The organism is Streptomyces sp. NPDC014733 (genome assembly GCF_043083385.1).
GTDB lineage: Bacteria > Actinomycetota > Actinomycetes > Streptomycetales > Streptomycetaceae > Streptomyces.
Genome location: NZ_JBIBYO010000001.1, coordinates 625,144 through 646,602, shown reverse-complemented (window position 1 = coordinate 646,602; position 21,459 = coordinate 625,144). Strand labels below are relative to the sequence as shown.

21 protein-coding genes and 1 pseudogene are annotated in these 21,459 nt (G+C 72.8%); 11 read left to right on the top strand and 11 right to left on the bottom strand.

Annotated elements, in window-relative coordinates:
• The first annotated feature begins 61 nt into the window (after positions 1 to 61).
• Positions 62 to 274: a hypothetical protein gene (locus tag ACF1BH_RS02880; RefSeq protein ID WP_030284618.1), complete on the top strand. Its 213-nt coding sequence runs from the start codon at positions 62 to 64 to the stop codon at positions 272 to 274.
• 19 nt (positions 275 to 293) lie between these two features.
• On the opposite strand, the gene ACF1BH_RS02875 is transcribed toward ACF1BH_RS02880, so the two are convergent.
• Positions 294 to 995 carry a FadR/GntR family transcriptional regulator gene (locus ACF1BH_RS02875; protein ID WP_391640594.1) on the bottom strand — a complete coding sequence of 234 codons (702 nt, stop codon included), beginning with the start codon at positions 993 to 995 and terminating at the stop codon, positions 294 to 296.
• Positions 996 to 1,130: 135 nt separating this feature from the next.
• On the opposite strand from ACF1BH_RS02875, the gene ACF1BH_RS02870 reads away from it, so the two are divergent.
• Positions 1,131 to 1,640, top strand: a complete 510-nt coding sequence (locus ACF1BH_RS02870; protein WP_391640593.1) for a gluconokinase — start codon at positions 1,131 to 1,133, stop codon at positions 1,638 to 1,640.
• Positions 1,641 to 1,702: 62 nt separating this feature from the next.
• Complete coding sequence (locus ACF1BH_RS02865) at positions 1,703 to 3,100, top strand: gluconate:H+ symporter (RefSeq protein ID WP_391640592.1); 1,398 nt, start codon at positions 1,703 to 1,705, stop codon at positions 3,098 to 3,100.
• A 69-nt stretch (positions 3,101 to 3,169) separates the two neighbouring features.
• Here ACF1BH_RS02865 and ACF1BH_RS02860 read toward each other — a convergent pair whose 3' ends face one another.
• The 3 genes and pseudogenes from ACF1BH_RS02860 to ACF1BH_RS02850 form a co-directional block, all read right to left on the bottom strand.
• Entirely contained in the window at positions 3,170 to 3,526 is a 357-nt protein-coding gene (locus ACF1BH_RS02860) for a DUF2079 domain-containing protein (protein WP_391640591.1), read from the bottom strand.
• A gap of 133 nt (positions 3,527 to 3,659) precedes the next feature.
• Positions 3,660 to 3,845 (bottom strand): annotated as a pseudogene (locus ACF1BH_RS02855) (DUF2079 domain-containing protein); the annotation flags it as partial.
• A gap of 504 nt (positions 3,846 to 4,349) precedes the next feature.
• Complete coding sequence (locus ACF1BH_RS02850; protein WP_391640590.1) at positions 4,350 to 5,954, bottom strand: FAD-dependent monooxygenase; 1,605 nt, start codon at positions 5,952 to 5,954, stop codon at positions 4,350 to 4,352.
• Between the two features lie 38 nt (positions 5,955 to 5,992).
• Here ACF1BH_RS02850 and ACF1BH_RS02845 point away from each other — a divergent pair, with 38 nt between their 5' ends.
• The 3 genes from ACF1BH_RS02845 to ACF1BH_RS02835 all read left to right on the top strand — a co-directional run bounded on the left by ACF1BH_RS02845 (position 5,993) and on the right by ACF1BH_RS02835 (position 7,796).
• Complete coding sequence (locus tag ACF1BH_RS02845; protein ID WP_391640589.1) at positions 5,993 to 6,667, top strand: TetR/AcrR family transcriptional regulator C-terminal domain-containing protein; 675 nt, start codon at positions 5,993 to 5,995, stop codon at positions 6,665 to 6,667.
• Positions 6,668 to 6,705: 38 nt separating this feature from the next.
• On the top strand, positions 6,706 to 7,077 hold the full coding sequence (locus ACF1BH_RS02840) for a VOC family protein (RefSeq protein WP_391640588.1): 372 nt from the start codon (positions 6,706 to 6,708) through the stop codon (positions 7,075 to 7,077).
• A gap of 149 nt (positions 7,078 to 7,226) precedes the next feature.
• Complete coding sequence (locus ACF1BH_RS02835) at positions 7,227 to 7,796, top strand: GNAT family N-acetyltransferase (RefSeq protein WP_391640996.1); 570 nt, start codon at positions 7,227 to 7,229, stop codon at positions 7,794 to 7,796.
• A gap of 56 nt (positions 7,797 to 7,852) precedes the next feature.
• Here ACF1BH_RS02835 and ACF1BH_RS02830 read toward each other — a convergent pair whose 3' ends face one another.
• Genes ACF1BH_RS02830 through ACF1BH_RS02820 form a run of 3 tightly spaced genes read right to left on the bottom strand, consistent with a single transcriptional unit; the run spans position 7,853 to position 11,312 of the window.
• Entirely contained in the window at positions 7,853 to 8,995 is a 1,143-nt protein-coding gene (locus ACF1BH_RS02830; protein WP_391640587.1) for an acyltransferase family protein, read from the bottom strand.
• A complete protein-coding gene (locus ACF1BH_RS02825) occupies positions 8,992 to 10,335 on the bottom strand; it encodes a polysialyltransferase family glycosyltransferase (RefSeq protein ID WP_391640586.1) in 1,344 nt (447 codons plus the stop codon). The genes ACF1BH_RS02830 and ACF1BH_RS02825 overlap by 4 nt, the downstream gene beginning before the upstream one ends.
• Positions 10,335 to 11,312, bottom strand: coding sequence for a glycosyltransferase family 2 protein (locus ACF1BH_RS02820; RefSeq protein ID WP_391640585.1), 978 nt, complete (start codon positions 11,310 to 11,312; stop codon positions 10,335 to 10,337). The genes ACF1BH_RS02825 and ACF1BH_RS02820 overlap by 1 nt, the downstream gene beginning before the upstream one ends.
• A gap of 187 nt (positions 11,313 to 11,499) precedes the next feature.
• Here ACF1BH_RS02820 and ACF1BH_RS02815 point away from each other — a divergent pair, with 187 nt between their 5' ends.
• The 5 genes from ACF1BH_RS02815 to ACF1BH_RS02795 all read left to right on the top strand — a co-directional run bounded on the left by ACF1BH_RS02815 (position 11,500) and on the right by ACF1BH_RS02795 (position 18,081).
• Positions 11,500 to 12,837: a DUF6716 putative glycosyltransferase gene (locus ACF1BH_RS02815; RefSeq protein ID WP_391640584.1), complete on the top strand. Its 1,338-nt coding sequence runs from the start codon at positions 11,500 to 11,502 to the stop codon at positions 12,835 to 12,837.
• A 53-nt stretch (positions 12,838 to 12,890) separates the two neighbouring features.
• Complete coding sequence (locus ACF1BH_RS02810) at positions 12,891 to 14,189, top strand: cytidylyltransferase domain-containing protein (RefSeq protein ID WP_391640583.1); 1,299 nt, start codon at positions 12,891 to 12,893, stop codon at positions 14,187 to 14,189.
• A gap of 68 nt (positions 14,190 to 14,257) precedes the next feature.
• Positions 14,258 to 15,184 carry an N-acetylneuraminate synthase family protein gene (locus ACF1BH_RS02805; protein WP_391640582.1) on the top strand — a complete coding sequence of 309 codons (927 nt, stop codon included), beginning with the start codon at positions 14,258 to 14,260 and terminating at the stop codon, positions 15,182 to 15,184.
• Between the two features lie 122 nt (positions 15,185 to 15,306).
• Positions 15,307 to 16,617: a hypothetical protein gene (locus ACF1BH_RS02800; protein ID WP_391640995.1), complete on the top strand. Its 1,311-nt coding sequence runs from the start codon at positions 15,307 to 15,309 to the stop codon at positions 16,615 to 16,617.
• Between the two features lie 192 nt (positions 16,618 to 16,809).
• Positions 16,810 to 18,081, top strand: a complete 1,272-nt coding sequence (locus ACF1BH_RS02795; protein ID WP_391640994.1) for an amidohydrolase — start codon at positions 16,810 to 16,812, stop codon at positions 18,079 to 18,081.
• Between the two features lie 88 nt (positions 18,082 to 18,169).
• Here the strand turns inward: ACF1BH_RS02795 and tgmC are convergent, their stop codons facing one another.
• The 4 genes from tgmC to ACF1BH_RS02775 form a co-directional block, all read right to left on the bottom strand.
• Positions 18,170 to 19,312 carry an ATP-grasp peptide maturase system methyltransferase gene (tgmC, locus tag ACF1BH_RS02790; RefSeq protein ID WP_391640581.1) on the bottom strand — a complete coding sequence of 381 codons (1,143 nt, stop codon included), beginning with the start codon at positions 19,310 to 19,312 and terminating at the stop codon, positions 18,170 to 18,172.
• Positions 19,309 to 20,271, bottom strand: coding sequence for an ATP-grasp ribosomal peptide maturase (gene tgmB, locus ACF1BH_RS02785; RefSeq protein ID WP_391640580.1), 963 nt, complete (start codon positions 20,269 to 20,271; stop codon positions 19,309 to 19,311). Before tgmB ends, tgmC begins: the two co-directional genes overlap by 4 nt.
• Positions 20,271 to 20,543 (bottom strand): putative ATP-grasp-modified RiPP, encoded by a 273-nt coding sequence (gene tgmA, locus ACF1BH_RS02780; protein ID WP_391640579.1) that lies wholly within the window; start codon positions 20,541 to 20,543, stop codon positions 20,271 to 20,273. Before tgmA ends, tgmB begins: the two co-directional genes overlap by 1 nt.
• Before the next feature lie 225 nt (positions 20,544 to 20,768).
• The gene (locus ACF1BH_RS02775) at positions 20,769 to 21,413 is read right to left on the bottom strand and encodes a hypothetical protein (protein ID WP_391640578.1); all 645 of its coding nucleotides are present in this window, start codon (positions 21,411 to 21,413) and stop codon (positions 20,769 to 20,771) included.
• Positions 21,414 to 21,459: the final 46 nt, after the last annotated feature.

The following is a 21,459-nucleotide window of genomic DNA, read 5'->3' as shown; positions in this document are numbered from 1 at the left end:
TGTCCGGGGCGACGGTCCGGCCGCCGGGCGGGGGGTGCGGGGGCTGCGTCACACTGGTGGCATGTCGTCACCCCGCCGCGCGTGCCCCGTCTGCACCCGAGAGATCGCCGTCGTCGGCGGCCGCTTCGCCCGTCACGACCCGCCCGGGCGGCGCACGGTGCTGGAGCTGGTCTCCTGCCCGGGGTCGCGGCGGATCGCCCCGATGATGGCGCCGGCGGAGAAGCTCTTCGACCCGGAGGAGCCGCCGTTCCCCGGCCAGCAGCCGCTGTTCTGAGCAGTGCGCCCCGGGCCCGTTACGGCGCGAGCACGTCCAGTTCGGCCATGGCGCCGACCGTGATCTGACGCGTCAGCTCCTCGGCGCGCGCCGCGTCCCCGACCCGTACCGCCTCGGCGACCTGGACGTGCAGCGAGACCGCCGCCGGGTCCGGGTCGGTGAACATCACATGGTGGGCGGTGCGGCCGGTCAGCACCGCGGCGACGACGTCGCCGAGCCGGGCGAACATCTCGTTGCCGGAGGCGGTCAGCACCACACGGTGGAACGCGGTGTCGTGCACCAGATACGCGTCGAGCTGCTGGCCGCGGGAGGTGGCGACCATGCCCATGGCGTGTTCGGTGAGCGCGGCGCACTGGGCGGGGTCGGCGTGGAGGGCGGCGAGCCCCGCGGCGACCGGTTCGACGGCGGAGCGCAGCACGGTCAGCGAGCGCAGCTGCCGGGGGCGGTCGCGTCCGGCCAGCCGCCAGCTGATGACCCGTGGGTCGTAGACGTTCCACTCCTCGGCCGGCAGGACCGTCACGCCGACGCGGCGGCGGGAGGTCACCAGCCGCATGGATTCCAGGACCCGGATCACCTCGCGGACGACGGTGCGGGAGACGTCGAACTCCGCCGCCAGCTCTTCGGTGCGCAGGACCGTGCCCGGCGGATGATCGCCCGCGGTGATCGCCGGACCGAGGGCTTCGAGCACCCGTGTGTGCGGCCCCTGCCCCTGGTTCTCCATGGGGATCACCCTACGTTCCGCCCGACTGGCACTTTAAGTATGACGTTTGCGCCACACTCTCTTGAATAAGTCATACGTAATGGGTTTCAGTGGGGTGTCCCACCGAGGTCGAAGAAGACAGCGAGGTACCCGGGAATGAGCACGCCCCACGTCATCGTCGTGATGGGAGTTGCCGGCACCGGCAAGACGACGATCGGCCCGCTGGTCGCGCAGGCGCTCGGCGTGCCGTACGCCGAGGGCGACGACTTCCACCCGCCGGCCAACATCGCCAAGATGACCGCCGGGACCCCGCTGGACGACGCCGACCGCGGCCCGTGGCTGGACGCCATCGGCGCCTGGGCTCATGAGCGGGCCGGCCACGGCGGCGTGGTCAGCTGCTCCGCCCTCAAGCGCGGCTACCGCGACCGGCTGCGCGCCGCCGCCCCCGAGGTGGTCTTCCTCCACCTCAGCGGCGACCGCGCGCTGATCGAGCGCCGGATGGCCGAGCGCAGGGGCCACTTCATGCCGACCGCGCTGCTCGACTCGCAGTTCGCCACCCTCGAACCCCTCGGCGCCGACGAACGCGGCGTCGCGGTGGACGTCTCGGGCACCCCCGAGGAGATCGCCGCCCGCGCGGCCGACGCGCTCCGCGTCCCCGCCGTCTGACCCCCGGGCCCGCCCCCAAGGGCCCACCCCTCCCTCACCTCCCCTTCCTCCTAGGAATCGCCGTGACTCATCTCAGCGTCGAGATGCTCGCAGCGGACGCGGTCGAGCCGATCACCTCGGCCGGTCATGCGCAGCTGGGCATCGCCGTTCTGGCGGGCATCGCCGTCATCGTTGTGCTCATCACCAAGTTCAAGCTGCATGCCTTCCTGTCGCTGATCATCGGTTCGCTGGTGCTCGGCGCGGCCGCCGGGGCGCCGCTCGACAAGGCCATCGCCAGCTTCTCCACCGGACTGGGCTCGACGGTCGCCGGCACGGGCGTGCTCATCGCCCTCGGTGCGATCCTCGGCAAGCTGCTCGCGGACTCCGGGGGCGCCGACGAGATCGTCGACACGATCCTGGCGAAGGCGAACCGGCGGTCGATGCCCTGGGCGATGGTGCTGATCGCCTGCGTCGTCGGGCTGCCGATCTTCTTCGAGGTCGGCATCGTGCTGCTGATCCCGGTGGTTCTGCTCGTCGCCAAGCGCGGCAACTTCTCCCTGATGCGCATCGGCATCCCCGCCCTGGCCGGACTCTCCGTGATGCACGGCCTGATCCCGCCGCACCCCGGGCCGCTCGTCGCGATCGACGCGGTCGGCGCCAACCTCGGCATCACCCTCGCCCTCGGCGTCGTCGTGGCGATCCCCACCGCGATCGTCGCCGGGCCGCTGTTCTCCCGCTACGCCGCCCGCTGGGTCGACATCAAGCCGCCCGAGAACATGATCCCCGAGCGCGCCTCGGCCGAGCTGGCGAAGCGCCCGCGGTTCGGCGTCACCGTCGCCACCGTGCTGCTGCCGGTCGTGATGATGCTGGCCAAGGCGCTGGTGGACATCGTCATCGACGATCCGAAGGACTCCGTGCAGCGGGTCTTCGACGTCATCGGCTCCCCGATGATCGCGCTGCTGACCGGTGTCGTCGTCGCGATGTTCACGCTGGGCCGCGCGGCCGGATTCACCAAGGGCAGGATCGCCACCACCGTCGAGTCGTCGCTCGGGCCCATCGCCGGTGTGCTGCTGATCGTCGGTGCCGGCGGCGGCTTCAAGCAGACGCTGGTGGACGCGGGCGTCGGCCAGATGATCCTGGACATCTCCAAGGGCTGGAACATCTCCGCGCTGCTGCTGGCCTGGCTGATCGCCGTCGCCATCCGCCTGGCGACCGGCTCCGCGACGGTGGCCACCATCTCCGCGGCGGGCCTGGTCGCCCCGCTCGCCGCCGACATGAGCAGCACCCATGTCGCCCTGCTGGTCCTCGCCATCGGCACCGGCTCGCTGTTCTTCAGCCACGTCAACGACGCCGGCTTCTGGATGGTCAAGGAGTACTTCGGCATGAACGTCGGCCAGACCCTCAAGACCTGGTCGGTGATGGAGACGCTGATCTCGGTGGTCGGCATCGCCTGCGTGCTGCTGCTGTCGCTGGTCGTCTAGCCCCCTTTCCCTTCGACGGGGCCGTACGGGCGGATCGCCGCCCGTACGGCCCCGTCGTATATGCGCGGGTCAGGGCGTGTCCGGCGGTCGTTTCAGCAGGACGATGCCGTCCTCTTCGGTGAGCTGGCGGTAGCCGTGGGCGCGGTAGAGGTCGAGCATGCGGGCCGTGCCGGCCGCCGGGCAGGGGGTCTTGACGGTGGGGTCGTGGCGGTCGGAGATCACCCAGTCCGGCAGCCGGGCGGGCAGGCCGGTGGGCGCGGCGGGGGCGGGGCCGGTGCCGAAGCAGACCAGGCTGACGGTGGTGCGGCCGGTCAGCAGCGGCGCCAGCCGGTTGGACGAGGCGACCCGCGCGCCGTCCGGGATCCGCGCCGCGACCTCCTCGGAGGTACGGACGTGCGCCGGGGTGCGCCAGGCCGAGGGCAGCACCAGGTCGTGGAAGGGATAGACGGCCGCGGCGATCAGCGTGAACGTCGCGGACGAGCCCCGCGACCGGCCCGGCCGCGCGGTGCGCCCACCGGGTGAGCGGGTAGCAGGCCGACGCCATCAGGGCGGCCTGGACGACGAGCAGGGTGGTGGCGCCGGGGAAGAGCCGGTACACGGGGGCGACGAGCACCGGGATCGGGTGGAAGTGGTCCCCGAGCAGGTTGAAGCCGGGGCCCTTCAACTCCACGACCGGGGCCCGGCCGTGGGCGTAGGCGCGGATCGCCTGCTCGAAGATCCCCAGGTCGTAGCCCGCGTTGAGCATCTGGCCGTGGCGCAGCAGCGAGACGACGGTGTAGAGGACGAAGCAGGCCGCGGAGAGCGACCAGGCCAGGGCCCGGGGGCCGGGGAGGCGGGCGCGCAGCGCCGGGAGGAGGCGCCCGCCGGACTCCCCGGCCCCCGGCGGCCGGTCCGCGGTGGCCTCCCGGGTGCCTGCCGTCCCGGGTGCGGCGGGCTCCGCCGGATTCCGGGCGCCCGGTATCCGGCCCGCGTCCGCCGCGTCCCGGGCGGTGCGCCCGGCCTTCGCGGGTATGCCGCCGGTCCGCTCCGCCGGCTCTGCCATCGCCCCACCTGTGCTCGGCCCGCCCGGGCGCTGCCGCCTCGCCGTGGGCGGGCGTGAGAACCGGCGCGCGGCGGGGCGCCGGGCGCCCGGGCGGCGACGGGAGTGTGGACCGGGCGGTGCGCCCGCCGGCCCGCCCCCGGCGCGCCGGGGAACCGGCCGTTCCCCGGCCGCCGCTGACGGTCCGACGGAGGGCGCGGGCGCCGCACCTCAACCCGCCGCCCCGAGTGCCCCCTCCCCGAAGAACGACCGCAGGGCCTTCGCCACACGGTCTTCCGCGCCCTCCGCCGGTGCCGCCCACGCGATATATCCGTCAGGGCGTATGAGGTAGAGCGCGGAGTCCGGGCCGTAGGCGTCCCGGAGATGGCCGTGGGGGTCGAGGAGGTCGGGGGCCGGGCCCGCGGCGCGGACGAGGCGGAGGACGGTCGGGTCGGCCGGGAGGGCGGCGGTGTCCAGCTCGACGTCGCCCAGCGCCAGCAGGGTGAAGTGCGGCCCCCGGAGCAGGTCGAAGAGGCGGACGGGGGTGCCGTCGGGGGCGGTGCACGGGGCGTCCGGGGCGCGGTCGCCGGCGTGGGGGGCGGACGCGGGGACGTGTGGGCGCAGCTCCTGGGTGAGCGGGCTGTCGGGGTAGCCGATGCCGAGTTGGTGGAGGTCGCGGCTGCGGCGCCAGGTGCGGTTGCGGTGGAGGCGGGTGCTGGTGTCGAGGATGTGGTCGGCGATCGGCAGGCGTTCGGTCTCGTAGCTGTCGAGGAGGGTGTCGGGGGCGCCGTGGCGGAGCACCTGGCCGAGCTTCCAGCCGAGGTTGTAGGCGTCCTGCACACCGGTGTTGAGGCCCTGGCCGCCGGCGGGGGAGTGGATGTGCGCGGCGTCGCCGGCGAGGAAGACGCGGCCGGCGCGGAAGGTGTCGGCGCGGGCGGCCCGGGGGCGGTAGACGGAGGTCCACCGCACCTCGCCGATCTGCTCGGGGGTGAGGTGGGTGTGGCGGGCGAGGGCGGCGCGGGTGCCTTCCTCGCTCGGGTCCGGGGTCTCGTCCAGGACGATGACGAACACCTGGAAGAGGTCGGTGCGGGCCAGCGGGAGCATCATCACCATGCCGCGCTCGTCCGGCAGGACCCAGCGGTGCCAGTGGTCGCGGTCGAGGCCGTCGACGCGGAGGTCGGCGAGGAGCGCGGCGCCCTCCTCCAGGGACGGCCCGCTCATGGTGATGCCCAGGGCGCGGCGGACGGTGCTGCGGCCGCCGTCGGCGGCGACCAGATAGCGGGCGCGGAGCGGCCGCGAGGCGCCGTCGGGCCCGCGGAGGGTGGCGGTCACGCCCTCCGTGTCCTGGGCGAACGTGGTGAGTTCGGTGCCGAAGCGGACCTCGCCGCCCAGCTCCCGCAGCCGGTCGTGGAACAGCTCGACGGCGCGGAAGAGCGGCACCATCAGGATGTTGGCGTACGGGGTGGCGGGCGTCGGCTCGTACCGCTCGATGGCGGTGAGGGATTCGACAAGGCGGCCGTCGCGCCAGAGGCCGATCTCCGGGTAGGGGCCGCCCGCCGCCCGGACGGCGTCCAGCAGCCCGAGGTCGTCGTAGACCTCCAGGGAGCGCGGCTGGTGGCCGGTGCCGCGGGCGCCGGGGGAGAGGGTCTGCTGCCGCTCGACGACGAGGGCGCGCAGGCCGCGGCGGGTCAGGTCGATGGCGAGGGCGAGGCCGGTCGGGCCGGCCCCGGCGATGAGGACGTCGACCTGGCTGCCGGAGTCTGCGGGGGCGGGCAGGAGGGCGGCGGTCGCGGCCGGGGTTTCGGCAGCGGCGTCCTTAACGTTGTTAAGTTCCATGCTTCCGAGGCTGCGCTTAACGGTGTTAAGTTGTCAACATGGTTTCGCGCATCGACCGGAAAAAGATGGTGGACACCGCCCTCCGGCTGCTCAACGAGGTCGGTCTCGACAAGCTCACCGTCCGCCGTATCGCCACGGAGCTGGGCGTCCAGGCTCCCGCGCTCTACTGGCACGTCCGCAACAAGCAGGAACTCCTCGACGAGATGGCCACCGAGATGATGCGCCGGATGGCCACCCCCCTGCTGGTCGAGCTGGAGCCCGAGCCCGGCGTCCCGTGGCAGGAGCAGTTGGCCGAGGTCTGCCGCGGGCTGCGCCGCGGACTGCTCGGCTACCGCGACGGCGCCAAGGTCTTCAGCGGCACCCGGATGGTCGGCCACGGCTACGCCGAGCCGTACGACGTCTTCCTGCGGCGGCTCGTCGGGGCGGGCTTCGCCTTCCCCGACGCGGTCCGGGCGTGGTGGACGGCGTACAACTTCACCGTCGGTCTGGTCATCGAGGAGCAGTCGGTCCACCCTGATCCGGCCCACCCGGAGTACCGCGACCCGGCGTACGACGACGCCGAGCGCACCGCGCGGCTCGGCGACCGCTATCCGTACGCGGCGCGCGCCGGTGCCGAGCTCTTCGGCGACATCGAGCGGAACTTCGAGACCGGGCTGCGGATCATCATCGCCGGGATCGAGGCGACGGCCGAGATACGCCCGGACGCGCGCTAGCGGGTGTCCTCCGGTGGCTCGCGGGCATACTCGCCGGCATGCCTCTGACGCTGCACCATCTCGTCATCGACGCCCATGATCTGCCTGCCCTGGCCCGGTTCTGGGCCGAGGTGCTGAGGTGGCGGATCCTGTCCGAGCGGGAGCGGGAGGTCGTGATCGGGCCGGAGGAGAACGCCCCGGTGGGCATCTGCTTCATGCCGGTGACCGACCGCAAGGTCGTCAAGAACCGTCTGCATCTGGATCTGACGACCGTCGCGGAGGACCGGGAGGCCGAGATCGAGCGGATCCTCGCGCTCGGTGCCCGCCGGGCGGACGTCGGACAGCGCGGCGACGAGTCGTGGACCGTACTCGTCGACCCGGAGGGAAACGAATTCTGTGTGGTCCGCCCGAAGCGGACCCTCATCGGCTAGGAGCGTGGGGCGGCGAACGAGCCCTGGCATGCCGCGTCCCGTGGTGAAGTGCCTGCCGGGCGCTGCTCGTGAAAAGGCGTGGCTGCCGGGCAGCCGTGATGTGAAAATCGGTCCGCAATGTGATCCGCATCCGCGTCCCGGAGGTCCGTGTGGACGTCGCCTCGCTGCTGCCGTTGACCACGGCCCGGTTGTCACTGCGTCTGTTCACTCCCGGCGACGCCGACGACCTGTACGCCTACCAGAGCCTGCCGAGCGTGGCGCGCTACTTGTACCGGCCGGCGCACACACGTGAGCGCAGCGAGCAGGTTGCCGCCGAGCGCGCGGCGCAGACGGTCTGGCGCGCCGACGGGGACAAGCTGGCGCTCGCCGTCTGCCGGCGCGATGAGCCCGACGTCCTCGGCGAGGTGAGCCTCACCCTGGCCGATGCCCGCGCCGCCCAGGCCGAGATCGGCTGGACTCTCGATCCGGGTCACCAGGGGCACGGCTACGCGACCGAGGCGGCCGCGGCGCTGGCCGGGTTCGCCTTCGGCACGCTGGGCGCGCACCGGCTCTACGCACGGCTGGATGTGGAGAACACCGGGTCCGTGCGGGTCTGTGAGCGCCTCGGAATGCGCCGGGAGGCGCACCTGGTCGAGAACGACCTCGACGGGGACCGCTGGGGCAGCGAGTACATCTACGCGGCGCTGTCCGCGGATCTTCGCAGTCGATCAGGCGATTGAGCCCGACGCCGCGCTACGGGGGCGCGGGCCCGGCCGGCCCGCGCCCCCGTGCGCCGTCACCGCCTCGGGTCGATCGCCCGCTTCAGCAGTGGTGTCAGCGGGCGCTCCACCAGGCGGTGGAGCAGCCACGCCAGCAGCAGCATCGCGGTGACGGTCAGCGCCAGCGTCGCGGACGACGGCAGTCCGGCGCCGCGGTGCAGGACGTGGACGACGACCCAGCCCAGATGCTCGTGGACGAGGTAGAAGGGGTAGGTCAGCGCGCCGGCGACGGTCAGCCAGCGCCAGTTCGCCCACCGGAAGTGGCCCAGCGCGATGGCGCCGACGAGGACGAAACCGACCGTGACGACGGCGACGATGCCGAACTGCGAGCGGTAGGAGAAGCCGCCCGCGGACGCCGGATGCCAGAGCCCGGCCACCGCGAAATGCTGTCCGATGAGCCAGCTGACCAGCACGATCGACCAGGCGATCGGATCGCGGGCGCCGTAGCGGTGCAGCAGGTGAAGACCGATGCCGCCGATGAAGAACGGGGCGTACTCCGGCATCAGGACGGTGTCCAGCAGCGGTTCGTGGGCCGCCTGCGCCAGCGCCGCGGCCAGTGTCCAGCCCGCGCAGAACAGCACCACCCGGCGCCGGGTCGCCCCGGGCAGCACCACGCAGAGCGCGAAGAGCGCGTAGAACCGCATCTCCGCCCAGAGCGTCCAGCACACCCCCAGCACCCGATGGGCGCCCAACGGCATCTGGAGCATCGTCAGATTGGTCAGCACCTCACTGGGCTGCACGGCCTTGTAGACCACGCCCGGCAGCGCGAAGACGGCCGTGACCAGCAGGACCGCGACCCAGTACGCCGGATACAGCCGTGAGATCCGGGACGCGATGAACGCCCGCAGGGTGCGGCCCCAGCCGCTGAGGCAGATCACGAAACCGCTGATCACGAAGAAGATCTGCACGCCCAGACAGCCGTACGCGAAGAGGCCCGAGGCGGTCGGGAACTGCGTGGCGGGCGAGGAGCCCCACGCCGTGCCGATCTCCCCGTCGCGCCCGCCGTAGTGGTACGCGGCGACCATCAGCGCGGCCAGCAGCCGCAACCCGTCCAGCGCCCGCAGCCGGGACGGCGCGCGGCGCGCCCGTTCGGGGGCGCCGGACGGTGCGGCGTCGCTCTGCCCGGCGGCGGGCGCCAAGGCCGTCAGCTGACCGGTCATGCCGAGGCGACCCGCTTCTTCAGCCGCCGCTGCACCGCCCGCGCCCGGCGCGCCACCCGCAGGACGGCGGGGTTGCGCGGCAGGAACGCCAGCTGCGACGGGACCGCGCCGGGCAGCGCCAGCGCGGTCAGCCGCCGCCGCTTGAAGTAGCGCCGGGTACGCGGTGTCAGATGCGCCGTCAGATACTGCTCGGCGGCCGGGCGCAGGCGCGGGTAGATCTGGTGCTGCATCGCATAGCCGACCGCTTCGATCAGCCCTGGCGGAACCGGCGTGACCGCGGTGGCCGCCGGGTCGTCGAGGTCCGGCACCGTCGCGTCCACGATCGTCACCGGGACGCGGTTGCTGTTCTGGTACGGCGTGAGCCGCTCCAGCAGCAGCCCGGTGCCGGTGCGGGCGACCGGCAGCCCGTAGAACGCGGACGCCGTCAGCAGCGCCGTGGAGAAGCAGCCGACGACGAGATCCGGCCGCATCCGGGCGTAGACGACCTCGGCGAGCACCGGGGTGTCCAGCACCGTCAGCGTGACGTCGAGCCGTTCCGCCTCCCGCTCCAGCAGCCGCGACCAGCGCGCCGGGGCCGACGGATGCGGCTTGAAGACCAGCGTGCGGTGGCCGCGTGCGACCGCGCCGCGCACCATCCGTACGTGCAGGTCCTCCTCCTCCTGCGGCGTGAGGATGGCGAGCGCGGAGAGGTACTGCCCCAGCAGCAGCGCCCCGCCCTCGGGCAGCGCCAACGCGCCGGCGGCGTCGTCGAGCTCGCCGAGCACCTTGGTGAACGCCGCCGTCGGCACCTTCTCCGCCGCCACCCCGAACTCGGTGAGCAGCAGCGGGACGAGGCCCGGCACCAGGTCCAGGTGGAGGAGCCGGTCGATGCGGGTGCCGACCAGCGGGTCGAGCTTGTTGCGGGTCGGACCGTAGCTCATCAGCCCGTCCGCGTAGACGTCGACCGGCGCGTCCGGGAAGAGCTGCGCCACCGCCAGCGCCGGGTTGACCTGGATGGACTCCACGACCAGCGCGATGCGGTCGTCGCCCAGCTCCCACTCCTTGCGCAGATACCGCTCCCACAGCGGGACGTCGTCCGGGCGCGGGGACCAGCCGCCCGGGTGGAAGGGGTGGATGGTCGCGTTCCAGGACAGTACGGAGTCGAAGCGGGCGCGCAGCCTCGCGAAGCCGGGCGCCGCGTCCAGCGCCGGGGTGGTCTCCGGCGTCGCCGCGTTGTTGCAGATCAGCAGCAGATTGCGGTCGACGGGGGAGAAGGCGCCGCTGTCCAGGGCGGCGGCGAGGGTCGCCGCGCCGTACAGGGTCGACGCCAGGAAGATGCGGGTCAGCGGCCGGGTACCCATCAGGCGGCGACCCCCGAGGTGACGGGCCGGCGGCGCAGCCGCCGCAGCCGGGACGCCCGCTGCACATCCATGGAATCCAACGCTTCCTTCAGTACGTCCTGCGGCATACGCTTCAGCGCCGCCGCGCTCAATTCCCGCAGTGCGCGCGCCACCTGCGGCTCAAAACGTTCGATGGAACCGAGATGGTGGGAAATGATCGCGCAATATGTCCGGACCGCTTTCGGCAGCAGTTTGTCCGCATCGCGGTCCTGTGCCGTTTCCTCGATTACCTGATCGAATGCGCGCAGGAAATCCAATTGCCGCACATCGCCGATCTGCGTGAGCGACGAGGCGACGCCCCGCCGGTAGAACACACCGAGCAGTCCGACCACCGCCATCGATTCCGCCTCGCGGTGCAGCCGCCAGATCCACGGCCGGTCCTCCGCGGTCCGCAGCCCGTCGCGGAACCGCAGCACACCGTTGTCCAGGAGCCGCCGGTGGTAGATGCCCGCCCAGGCGTACGCGTAGTCGACGGAGGTGGAGCGGTCCGCGGGCAGGATCACGTCGCGCGGGTTCATCACCACCCCGCGCCGCCCGTGCGGCACCCGGCTGATGGTGCGGGCGCGCGCGGTGCACTGGACGTGGTCGGTGCGGACGAAGTCGCACCCCAACTCCTCGATGGCGCCCAGCAGATCGCTCAGATGGCCCGGGGCCAGCCAGTCGTCGCCGTCCAGGAAGGTGAGGTACTCGCCGCGCGCCGCGTCGAGCCCGGTGTTGCGGGCGGTGGCGAGTCCGCCGTTCTTCTCGTGCCGCAGCAGCCGGGCGCCCGGCAGCTCGCGTTCGGCACGCTCCAGGATCTGCGGCGTCTCATCGCGCGAGCAGTCGTCGACGAGCAGGAATTCGAAGTCCTCCCGGGCGTTCGCCGCCAGGCTCTTGAGGGTGTCGGGCGCGTATGTCTGCACGTTGTAGAACGGCACGATGACGGAGAGCTTAACCACCCGGGTGACGTTAGGGGCGGCGCCGCCATTCGTCTTTACCGCGGGCGGGCGGCACGGTGAACGAAGAATGTCGGGACGGTTAACCCGCCCGAACCGAGGGCCGGTTCGTCATTCGGCGACCCGCTGTTAACCCTTTGTTGCGCGGTGGTTGGCCCGCCGAACCGAATCGATTCCTAGCGTCATCGACGTGCCCTCACGTACCTCTTCTACGCCGCGGGTCGCAGTACTCGCCGATTCGGACACCCGGTGGAAATGGGGCGCTTTGACAGCGTACCGAATCCACCCGGAGGCCCGGCTCGACGGCTACCTCCTGCGCGGTCGCGCCACCCCCACGGTCCGCCAGCTCCAGGAGGTCGGCGTCCGCGCGGAGACGCTGCGCGAGATCCGCGGGATCGACTTCCTCGACCTGATGCGCGGCGACGCCGGATCCGCCGAGCCCTACGACACCGTCGTCCTGTCGCTGGTCGGCGGCGGTGTCCAGGCGATGCTGCACGGACTGGCCCGCGCCTGGGAGGGCACCGACCGCCGCCCCGCCGTCGTCACCGGCTACGTCGGCGTGGTCTACGAGAAGCTCGCCGACGGGCTGCTGCTGCGCCACGGCGCGGACGTCGTCCTCGCCAACTCCCGGCACGACGCGGACCGGTTCCGCGAGGTCTACCGCGGCGTCGGCGCCGACGACTCGGCCGTCACCGAATGCGCCCTGCCGTTCCTCGGCGGCGACCGGTACACCGGTGAACACACCCCGTACACCGTGGTGTTCGCCGCCCAGCCGTCCGTGCCCGACAACCGCGCCGACCGCGCGTACCTGCTGCGCCGCGCCGTCGAGCACGCCCGCAGCCACCCCGACCGCGAGGTGCTGATCAAGCTCCGCAGCAAGCCGGGCGAGCACACCACACACATCGAGGAGCTGCCGTACCAGAAGCTGGCGGCGAAGGCCCCCGGTGGCCTGCCCGCCAACTGCCGCCTGGTCTACGGCAACATGGGCGAGGTCCTGGACCGCACCGACCTGATGGTCACGGTCTCCTCGACCGCCGCGCTGGAGTCGCTGCACCGCGGGGTGCCCACCGCCGTCCTCACCGACCTCGGCATCCGCGAGGTCCTCGGCAACCACCACTTCCTCGGCTCCGGCTGCCTCGCCTCCTGGGACGACCTCGACGCCGACCACCGGCCCGAGCCCGACCCCGGCTGGCTCGCCCGCCAGGGCGTCTGCGCCGACGGCAGCTATCCGCACGCCTTCGACGCGGTCCGCGCGAAGGTCGCCGCCCTGCACGCCGCAGGTCCGCTGCCGCCGCTCACCCCGTACTACACGGCACGCACCGCCCCCGGCTACCTCCCCGGCATCCTCGCCCGGTACGGCCTGGACACCCGCGGCGCGCCGGTCGCCGGCGGCGTGCCCGAGGGCGGCGAGGCGCCCGGCGGGCTGCGCCGGGTCGCCCGCGACGCGGTCCGCGAGGCCGCCCGCGGCGCCTACCGCCACGGCGTCCAGCGCGTCGCCCCCGCCATCCGCCGCTGGGGGCAGCTGTGACCGTTCCGTCCGCCCGCCAGGGGAGCCCGCGCGGCCCCCGGAAGGAGCCCGCCATGCCGCACCGCCCGCCCGTCACCCCGCCCGTCGTGGTGGCCGTCATCCCCGCGCGCGGCGGCTCCAAGGGCGTTCCCGCCAAGAACCTCGCAGCCGTCGGCGGCGTCCCGCTGGTCGCCCGCGCGGTCCGTGCCTGCCGCGGCTCCCGGCTGATCACCGATGTCGTGGTCTCCACCGACGACGACGCCATCGCGGCGGTCGCCCGTGGCGCCGGCGCCGTCGTCGTCCGCCGCCCCGGCGACCTCGCCGGCGACACCGCCACCAGCGAAGCCGCCGTGCGGCACGCCATGGACGCGTACGAGGCCGAACACGCGGTCTCCGTCGACGCGGTGCTGCTGGTCCAGTGCACCAGCCCGTTCCTCACCCCCGAGGACGTCGACGGGGTCGCCGCCGCCGTCGTCGAGGGCGGCGCCGACACCGCGCTGACGGTCGCCCCCTTCCACGGCTTCGTCTGGCGCGACGCCGACACGATGGCTCAGGCCGCCGGAGCGCTGGAGGACGGCGCCCTGGAGACGGTGGTGGACGCCGCGCCGGCCGCCCGCCGCGCCACCGCGACCGCCGTCGCCCCGTCCGGCGGCTACGGCGTCAACCACGACAAGTCCTTCCGCCCCCGCCGCCAGGACCGCCCCCAGGACCTGCTGGAGACCGGCGCCGCCTATGCGATGGACGCCACCGGTTTCCGCGCCGTCGGCCACCGCTTCTTCGGCCGCACCGAGCCGGTCCGCACCGATCCGGCGCGCGTCCTGGAGATCGACGACCCGCACGACCTGGCCCGCGCCCGCGCCCTCGCACCGCTCCTCGACGCGGAGCTGCCCGCCGCGCTGCCCGGCGCGGACGACATCGACGCGGTCGTCATGGACTTCGACGGCACCCAGACCGACGACCGGGTGCTGATCGACGCGGACGGGCGGGAGTTCGTCTCCGTCCACCGCGGCGACGGCCTCGGCATCGCCGCGCTCCGCAAGGCGGGCCTGAAACTGCTGATCCTCTCCTCGGAGCAGAACCCGGTGGTCGCCGCGCGCGCCCGCAAGCTCCGCATCCCCGTCCTGCACGGCATCGACCGCAAGGACCTCGCCCTCAAGCAGTGGTGCGAGGAGTCCGGCGTCGCGCCCGAGCGGGTGCTCTACGTCGGCAACGACGTCAACGACCTGCCCTGTTTCGACGTCGTCGGCTGGCCCGTCGCCGTCGCCGGGGCGCACGACGTGGTGCGCGGCGCGGCCCGCGCCGTCACCGCCACACCCGGAGGCAGCGGCGCCGTCCGCGAGATCGCCTCCTGGCTCCTGGGCCCGTCCCTCTGAACACCCCGCACCACACCGCACACCCGGGCACCGCGCCCGGTACCCACCCACACACGAAGGACCTCCCCATGAGCAGCAACTCCCGCATCCGCAACCTCGGCAACCGCGAGGCCGGTCCCGGCCGTCCCGTCTACGTCACCGGCGAGATCGGCATCAACCACAACGGCGACCTGGAGAACGCGTTCGCGCTGATCGACGCCGCCGCCGACGCCGGCTGCGACGCCGTGAAGTTCCAGAAGCGGACCCCGGAGATCTGCACCCCGCGCGACCAGTGGGACATCGAGCGTGACACCCCCTGGGGCCGGATGACGTACATCGACTACCGCCACCGCGTCGAGTTCGACGAGGAGGGCTACCGCGCGATCGACGAGTACTGCAAGAAGCGGAACATCGCGTGGTTCGCCTCCCCCTGGGACGTGGAGTCCGTCGCCTTCCTGGAGAAGTTCGACGTCCCCTGCTACAAGGTCGCCTCCGCCTCCCTCACCGACGACGAGCTGCTGCGCGCCATGCGCGCCACCGGCCGCACCGTCATCCTGTCGACGGGCATGTCCACCCCGAAGCAGATCCGCCACGCCGTCGAGGTCCTGGGCAGCGACAACATCCTGCTCTGCCACGCCACCTCCACGTACCCGGCGAAGGCGGAGGAGCTGAACCTCCGGATGATCAACACCCTCCAGGACGAGTTCCCGAACGTCCCGATCGGCTACTCCGGCCACGAGACCGGCCTCCAGACCACCCTCGCCGCGGTCGCCCTCGGCGCCACCTTCGTCGAGCGCCACATCACCCTCGACCGCGCCATGTGGGGCTCCGACCAGGCCGCCTCCGTCGAGCCGCAGGGCCTGACCCGCCTCGTCCGCGACATCCGCACCATCGAGGAGTCCCTCGGCGACGGCATCAAGAAGGTCTACGAGAGCGAGCTGGGCCCGATGAAGAAGCTCCGCCGCCACGCCGGTGTCGTCGCCGAGGCGGAGGCCGCGGCCCCCGCCGCGGTCTGACCGGCCCAGGAAGGGCGGACACCCCCGTGACCGCATCCGAAGGCCCCCACGCCGAGCTGCCCGCGCCCGGCGCGGCGGCCCCGCCCCAGGAGGCGGCGGGCACCCCCCGCCGCCTCCCGGGGGTGCCCCGCCCCCGCGACCGCGCCGCCACCGGCGCCACCGCCCTGCCCCCGGCCACCCTCGCCTTCGTCGAAAGCCCGGTTCAGCTGCTCAATGTGCTGGAGTGGGCTTACGAAGAAGGAGGGGCAGGAGGGGTAGGCGGGGCAGGCGGGGCAGGCAGGGCAGGCGGGGCAGGCGGGGCAGGAGCAGCGGCCGGGGGCGCGGCGTCCGGCGCCCCGGCCGCGTCCGGCGCCCCGGCGCCCCGCTCCGCACCCCCGGTCGCCCCCGGGCACGTCTGCGGGCCCCGGGCCACCGCCGCGCCGGGACGTGCGCCCGCCGCCACCGCGCTCACCATCGTCGTCCTCTCCCCGCACGACCCGATGACCCGCGGTCAGCTGCGCCGGATGGCCGAACTCGCCCGCGAGGAAGGGCACTCCGTCCGCTGGGAGGACGCCCGCGGCGGTGCGACAGCCCCGCTGCGCACCATCGGCGGCCTCGCCCCGCTGCTGCGCCGCGCCGAGCGCATCGTCATCGGCGACCCCTTCTCCCGCTACGTCCACCTGCTGCTCACCCTCGCCCGCGCCCGCGACCTGGTGGTCGTCGACGACGGCACCGCGACGATGGAGTTCATCGCCCAACTGGCGCGCGGTGAACGGCTGGTGCGCTGGCACCGGCACGGCAGCGGCCGGGGGGCGCGCGATCTGGTCTTCGCGCCGTTCGCCCGGGCTGCGCGCCGCCGGCTGACCCCGGCGCCGGAGGGCGGCCGCCGCACCGTCGGCGTCTTCAGCTCCATGCCGGTCGAGGCGCCGCCCGGCGTCCGCATCGCCACCAACGCCTTCGCCTGGACCCGCCGCCGCTTCGGCCCGCCGCGGCTGACCCGCGCCGCCGACATCGTCGGCACCTCCCTCGTCGAGACCGGCGTCGTCGACGTCGACCGCTATCTGGCGGCCGTCGCCCACCTGGCCCGTACGCACGGCGCCACCCGCTACTTCGCCCACCGCCGTGAGCACACCGACAAGCTGCACCGCCTCGCCACCGAGACCGGCCTGGAGGTGGTCCGCCCCGACCTGCCGCTGGAGCTGATCGCCCGCCGCGGGCCGATCGGCCGGCTGATCGTCAGTTTCCCGTCGACGGTGGTGCACACCCTGCCGCTCGCCCTCGTCGGCACCGGCGTCCGCGTCGCGGTCTGTGACGTCGATCCGGCCTGGCTGACCAGCCGCGCCTCGCCCCGCGCCCAGGGCTTCCTCGACGACGTCACCGGCACCGCCCGCGGCGTCGACCGCCTGCCACCGGGGTCCGCCACGGAATCGGAGTCGCCCACGGGTACGGAGTGAGGCGACGGCCCCGGGGTGCGCCGGCGGTCGGGGCGCGGGAGCGCACGGCGCAAAAACAAAAGGAAATACCCCACCCCGAAGCCATCCATGCGGCGGAAGGTTCGAAAATCTTCCCCTGACGGGCTGAACTTTTGTTGATCCAGGGACAGTTGCCCCTGTGGGGGCCGTAACCTTCCCCGCGTGAGCCAACTGATGTACCCTGCCGCCGCCCCTGACCCGACCGACCCGCAGGACCTGCTCCCTGGATCCCTCCCCGAGGCGTTGCACGCCGAACTCACCGCCTTCCGCCGCGACCTGCACATGCACCCCGAGCTGGGTAATCAGGAGTTCCGCACCACCGAGGTGATCCGCAGCCGTCTGGAGGCGGCCGGCCTGCGGCCCCGCGTCCTGTCCCTCGGCACCGGCCTGATCTGCGACATCGGCACCGATCCGGCGGACATCACCCGCGTGGACATCGAGGAGGGGGACGGCCCCGCCGCCCGCCCGCTGCTGGCCCTGCGCGCCGACATCGACGCCCTTCCCATCCCGGACACGAAGACGGTCGCGTACCGCTCCACCCTCCCCAACCGCGCCCACGCCTGCGGCCACGACGTCCACACCACCGTCGTCCTCGGTGCCGGACTGGTCCTCGCCGAGCTGGCCCGTAAGGGGCAACTGCCGTACCCGGTCCGGCTGCTCTTCCAGCCCGCCGAGGAACTGGTGCCCGGCGGCGCCCCCGACACCATCGAGGCCGGCGTCCTGGAGGGCGTCGGACGCATCCTCGCCGTCCACTGCGACCCGCGCGTCGACGCCGGCCGTATCGGCCTGCGCACCGGCCCGATCACCTCCGCCTGCGACCGCCTGGAGGTCGCCCTGGACGGCCCCGGCGGCCACACCGCGCGCCCGCATCTGACGACCGACCTGGTCACCGCCGCCGCCCGCGTCGCCGTCGATGTCCCCGCCCTCGTCGCCCGCCGCGTCGACGCCCGCTCCGGTCTCGCCGTCACCTGGGGCCGTCTGGACGCCGGGCACGCCTGCAACGTCATCCCGCAGCACGCCGAACTCTCCGGCACGGTCCGCTGCCTCGACCTGGCGGCCTGGCGCCGCGCCCCCGACCTCGTCCATGCCGCGATCGACGAGATCGCCACCGTGCACGGCGCGAAGTCGCAGATCACCTACGTCCGCGGCGTCCCGCCGGTCGTCAACGAAGCCGCCTCGGCCCAGCTGCTGCACGACGCGATGACGGCCCGCTACGGCCCCGCGGCCGTCGAGGCCACCGAGCAGTCGCTGGGCGGCGAGGACTTCTCCTGGTACCTGGAGCACGTGCCCGGCGCCATGGCCCGCCTCGGCGTCCGCGTACCCGGCAGCAACGACCGCTACGACCTGCACCGCGGCGATTTCGACGTCGACGAGTCCGCGATCCGCACCGGCGTCGAACTCTTCACGGCGGCAGCGCTCCTGTCCGGGGCGGCACCGGTCTTCTGACCGCCCGCCCGCCCGGCCCCGTCTCCGGTATGGCCGCACGGCTTCCCGCCCGTGCGGCCGTATGCCGTCCTGGCCCGACCGGCGACCGTCAGATCGGCAGGTCCCAGCCGGGGCCCTCCTCGGCGCCGAGCCACACCCGCTGACCGGCGGCCGAGACCGCGATTCCGAACGCCTCCTGATGAGGTTCGCCGGCGGCCTGCCAGCGCTGCACGGCCTCCTCGACCCGATCCCACAGACGGACGGGCCCGCGCTGTACGACGCTCCACCCGCCATTGGGGTCGCGGGCCGTCCGGGCCTGGGACCCGGTGGACACGTCCCAGAGGATCTGTTCCGCTCCCGCCCCCATGCGTTCTGCCGAGGGCGCCGCGAGCTGTGCGACCCAACCTCCGGTCCAACTATCGAGCTTCGTGGGATTGATCCGACTCGGGCGTTCATCCCCGGGCAGCAGAGCCAACGTGGGGCGAGGCGGCCGGTCGTGGGGTCGGGCGATCATGAAACTGGTGTAGCCGGGAAGGAACCGCCCCATGGCCTCCCCGGGGCCGGTGACGTCCAGCAGCGCAAGGGCGTTGGCGTAGCTCCACCCGGACAGGGTGACCAGGATCCTTCCGCCCGGCCGCACCTGGTGCAGCCACGGCAGCGGGATGTACCGGACAGAGCACGTGGCGATCAGCCGGTCGTACCGGCCACCGTCCGGGTCGCCCCGCAACCCGTCACCGATGATCAGTCGGGGGGCGAAACCGGCAGCCTTGAGCGCCGCGGCCGCAGCCCCGCCCACCACCGGGTCGTACTCGATGCTGGTGAGGTTGGTGTCCCCGAGACGGTGCGCGCCGAGGGCGGTCGAGTACCCGGTTCCGGTGCCGATCTCCAGCACTCGGTGCCCGGCCTCGGCTCCGAGCTGCTGCCACAAGCGCAGCACCAGCGACGGCAGGGTGGACGACGACGACGGGGAGCCGGTCACGACGCCCTTGGCCACGTCGTCGGGCCTGATCCGGCCGTCCAGTTGGGTGATCAGTGTTTCGTCGGAGTAGACCCCTTCCAGCCATCCTGGCTCGCCCTCACGGACGGGCCGGTAGCTGGTCGGGACGGTGCCCGCTACCGGCCTGAAGTAGGACCCCGTGAACAGCTCGCGGGGGACCGCTCTGGCGGCGCTGCGCCACTCGTGTTCCGCGAGGGCGCCCTCCTCGGTGAGTTCGTCCGTCAAGGTGTCGCGGAGTCGAGCCGATGCGCTCACGTGTCGGGGCCTTTCTCCAGCTGGTCGGCGATGGCGTGGGCGATCGCTGCGGTGGTCTCCGCCGGCTGCCACGCCCATTGGCCGTTCGGGTTGCACTCCAGGAAGTACCAGTCGTCTGAGGTGGTGACGGCGAAGTCGAACGCGCTGTAGATCAAACGCATTTCGGCAAGGTAGGCGGCGACCGCACGAGCGACCGGCTCGGGTACCTCGATCGGTGTGCACGTCATCAGGGACTGACGGTAGCGCCAGTCGAGATCGGGGCTGTCGATCCGGACCCCGAACAGCCGGTCGCCTGCGGCGGTCACTCGCACATCGAACGCCTTGTCAACCTTGGCTTGGAACATGTGTGGGCAGACGGACACGGCGTCGGTGATCTCGGCCCCGTGCACCTCCCGGACCCACACGCTGTGTGGCTGGTCGTCCACGCGATAGGGCGTGTTCCACAGAGGTTTGTAGACCACTCCGCCGTGAGGGAACGTGGCGAACTCCCGTGCTTCGTTCGGGTCGTCGGTGATCACTGTGTCGGGCAGCAGAAAGCCGCAGCGTCGCGCGGTCGAAAGCTGCGCGGGCTTGAACTCGGCGGCCCGGTTGTTCCACGGGTGATTGACGTAGTGTGCTCCGGGCAGCGACGCGAGGATGCCACCGGCGCCCCAGAACGACTGCTCTGCGGCGAAGCGGCGGTTCTGGTCGTCCTGGTCCGGCGGGCCTTCATAAGGAGAGGGCCGTCGCACCCACACCGATCGCACTCGGGTGAGATCGAGTTCCCGGCTTGCCGTGCGCAGGGTGCCTCGTTGGCCGCCCGTACGGTACGTGGCGGTCAGCGAGGCACCCGCGTGCAGGTCGGTGCCAGGGTCCAGACGGACCACGGGAACCCGGCGATCGGCGAGAAGCCGCAACACCCCGTCCGCCGTCACGTCGTAGGGGTTGGTCAGCACCAGCACCGGCCTGCCGTCACTCATCAGCCGGAACTCTGGTCCTGGTCGTACGACTCGGTGCTGTCCGCGTCGGTCGCACCGCCCGGACCGGACCCGTCACCAGGGGTGGTCGTGGTGGGCGTCAGGCCGCTCGTGCTGGTGCCATGGTTACCCAGCTCGACCGTGCGGCCGTGCTCGTCCATGATGACGGCGATCTGCGTTTCAGGGTCGATCACGGGCGTGTACTGCGGAACCGTGGTGGTGGCGGCGTACGGCCACATGCGTTGCGTGCCCCACGGCGCGGGCGTCTGCGTCATCTGTGCTGTGCCTCCGTTTCCCGATGGTGCCGAAAGTCCAACACCTTGGCACTGAGGCCGTTTTGCCCATATCGCCGCGAATCGAATCGCCCTGTCCGAGGGCCGGCGGGGGCGGCGCGCCCTGCTCCGGACACGGGGGCGAGACCGACGGGCCCCGCCCACGCCCTCGCGCCCGACGGGGCGAAAGCCCACCGGGCGCGCGGCGTGGAACGTCTGGTACGGGATTTACGGGTGGTACTTCTCCGCGACGACTTCGGCGCCGCCGGAGTTGGTGTCCATGGTGACGCGGACGGTCACGCTGTTGGTCTTGGCCGCGGCCTCCAGCTGGTCCACGGTGCACCGGTAGGTGCCGAAGCCCTCCTTGTCGATGGAGACGTTGCCCTCGCTGTCCCCGCAGATCGCGGCCGCACCGAGGATCTTCGTGGCGTTGGCGACCAGGAACGCCTGGTCCATGCCGCCGTCGTCCGGCTTGACGATCACCTTGCCGGGCGCGAGGTAGGACAGCTTCCCGACGAGCGTCTTCTCGCCCGTGCGGGGCTGCTGGTCCGGGGCCGCGTTGCCGCCACCCGCGGACCCGTTGTCACCGCCTCCGGTCGATCCGCCACCGTTGCCGCCCCCGGTGGTCCCGCCCTCGGCGCCCTCCGGCGTGTGGTGCTCCCCGGCCCCCGCGCTCTTCGGCGTCCCCTGCCCACCGGACTGCGCGTTCCCGTCGTCCTGCGTCGCCGACGACGCGTTCACCTTGCCCGCCCCGGTGTCGTTCTGCCCGCAGGCGGTGACGCCCATCCCGAGCGCCGCCGCGGCGGCGACGGCGAGGGCGATACGGCGGCCGGCGCGGCCGCGGAAGCGGTGGGCGGTGGCGGTGATCATCATGGGCTCCGTTGCGGTGTCGTTCGTTTCGCTCCTGGACGTTCACCAC

Excerpts from the sequence above, each read along its gene's own strand:
- ACF1BH_RS02880 (WP_030284618.1), top strand. The coding sequence starts at position 62 with ATGTCGTCACCCCGCCGCGCGTGCCCCGTCTGCACCCGAGAGATCGCC.
- ACF1BH_RS02875 (WP_391640594.1), bottom strand. The coding sequence starts at position 995 with ATGGAGAACCAGGGGCAGGGGCCGCACACACGGGTGCTCGAAGCCCTC.
- ACF1BH_RS02870 (WP_391640593.1), top strand. The coding sequence starts at position 1,131 with ATGAGCACGCCCCACGTCATCGTCGTGATGGGAGTTGCCGGCACCGGC.
- ACF1BH_RS02850 (WP_391640590.1), bottom strand. The coding sequence starts at position 5,954 with ATGGAACTTAACAACGTTAAGGACGCCGCTGCCGAAACCCCGGCCGCG.
- ACF1BH_RS02845 (WP_391640589.1), top strand. The coding sequence starts at position 5,993 with ATGGTTTCGCGCATCGACCGGAAAAAGATGGTGGACACCGCCCTCCGG.
- ACF1BH_RS02840 (WP_391640588.1), top strand. The coding sequence starts at position 6,706 with ATGCCTCTGACGCTGCACCATCTCGTCATCGACGCCCATGATCTGCCT.
- ACF1BH_RS02830 (WP_391640587.1), bottom strand. The coding sequence starts at position 8,995 with ATGACCGGTCAGCTGACGGCCTTGGCGCCCGCCGCCGGGCAGAGCGAC.
- ACF1BH_RS02825 (WP_391640586.1), bottom strand. The coding sequence starts at position 10,335 with ATGGGTACCCGGCCGCTGACCCGCATCTTCCTGGCGTCGACCCTGTAC.
- ACF1BH_RS02810 (WP_391640583.1), top strand. The coding sequence starts at position 12,891 with ATGCCGCACCGCCCGCCCGTCACCCCGCCCGTCGTGGTGGCCGTCATC.
- ACF1BH_RS02805 (WP_391640582.1), top strand. The coding sequence starts at position 14,258 with ATGAGCAGCAACTCCCGCATCCGCAACCTCGGCAACCGCGAGGCCGGT.
- ACF1BH_RS02795 (WP_391640994.1), top strand. The coding sequence starts at position 16,810 with ATGTACCCTGCCGCCGCCCCTGACCCGACCGACCCGCAGGACCTGCTC.
- tgmB (WP_391640580.1), bottom strand. The coding sequence starts at position 20,271 with ATGAGTGACGGCAGGCCGGTGCTGGTGCTGACCAACCCCTACGACGTG.
- tgmA (WP_391640579.1), bottom strand. The coding sequence starts at position 20,543 with ATGACGCAGACGCCCGCGCCGTGGGGCACGCAACGCATGTGGCCGTAC.
- ACF1BH_RS02775 (WP_391640578.1), bottom strand. The coding sequence starts at position 21,413 with ATGATGATCACCGCCACCGCCCACCGCTTCCGCGGCCGCGCCGGCCGC.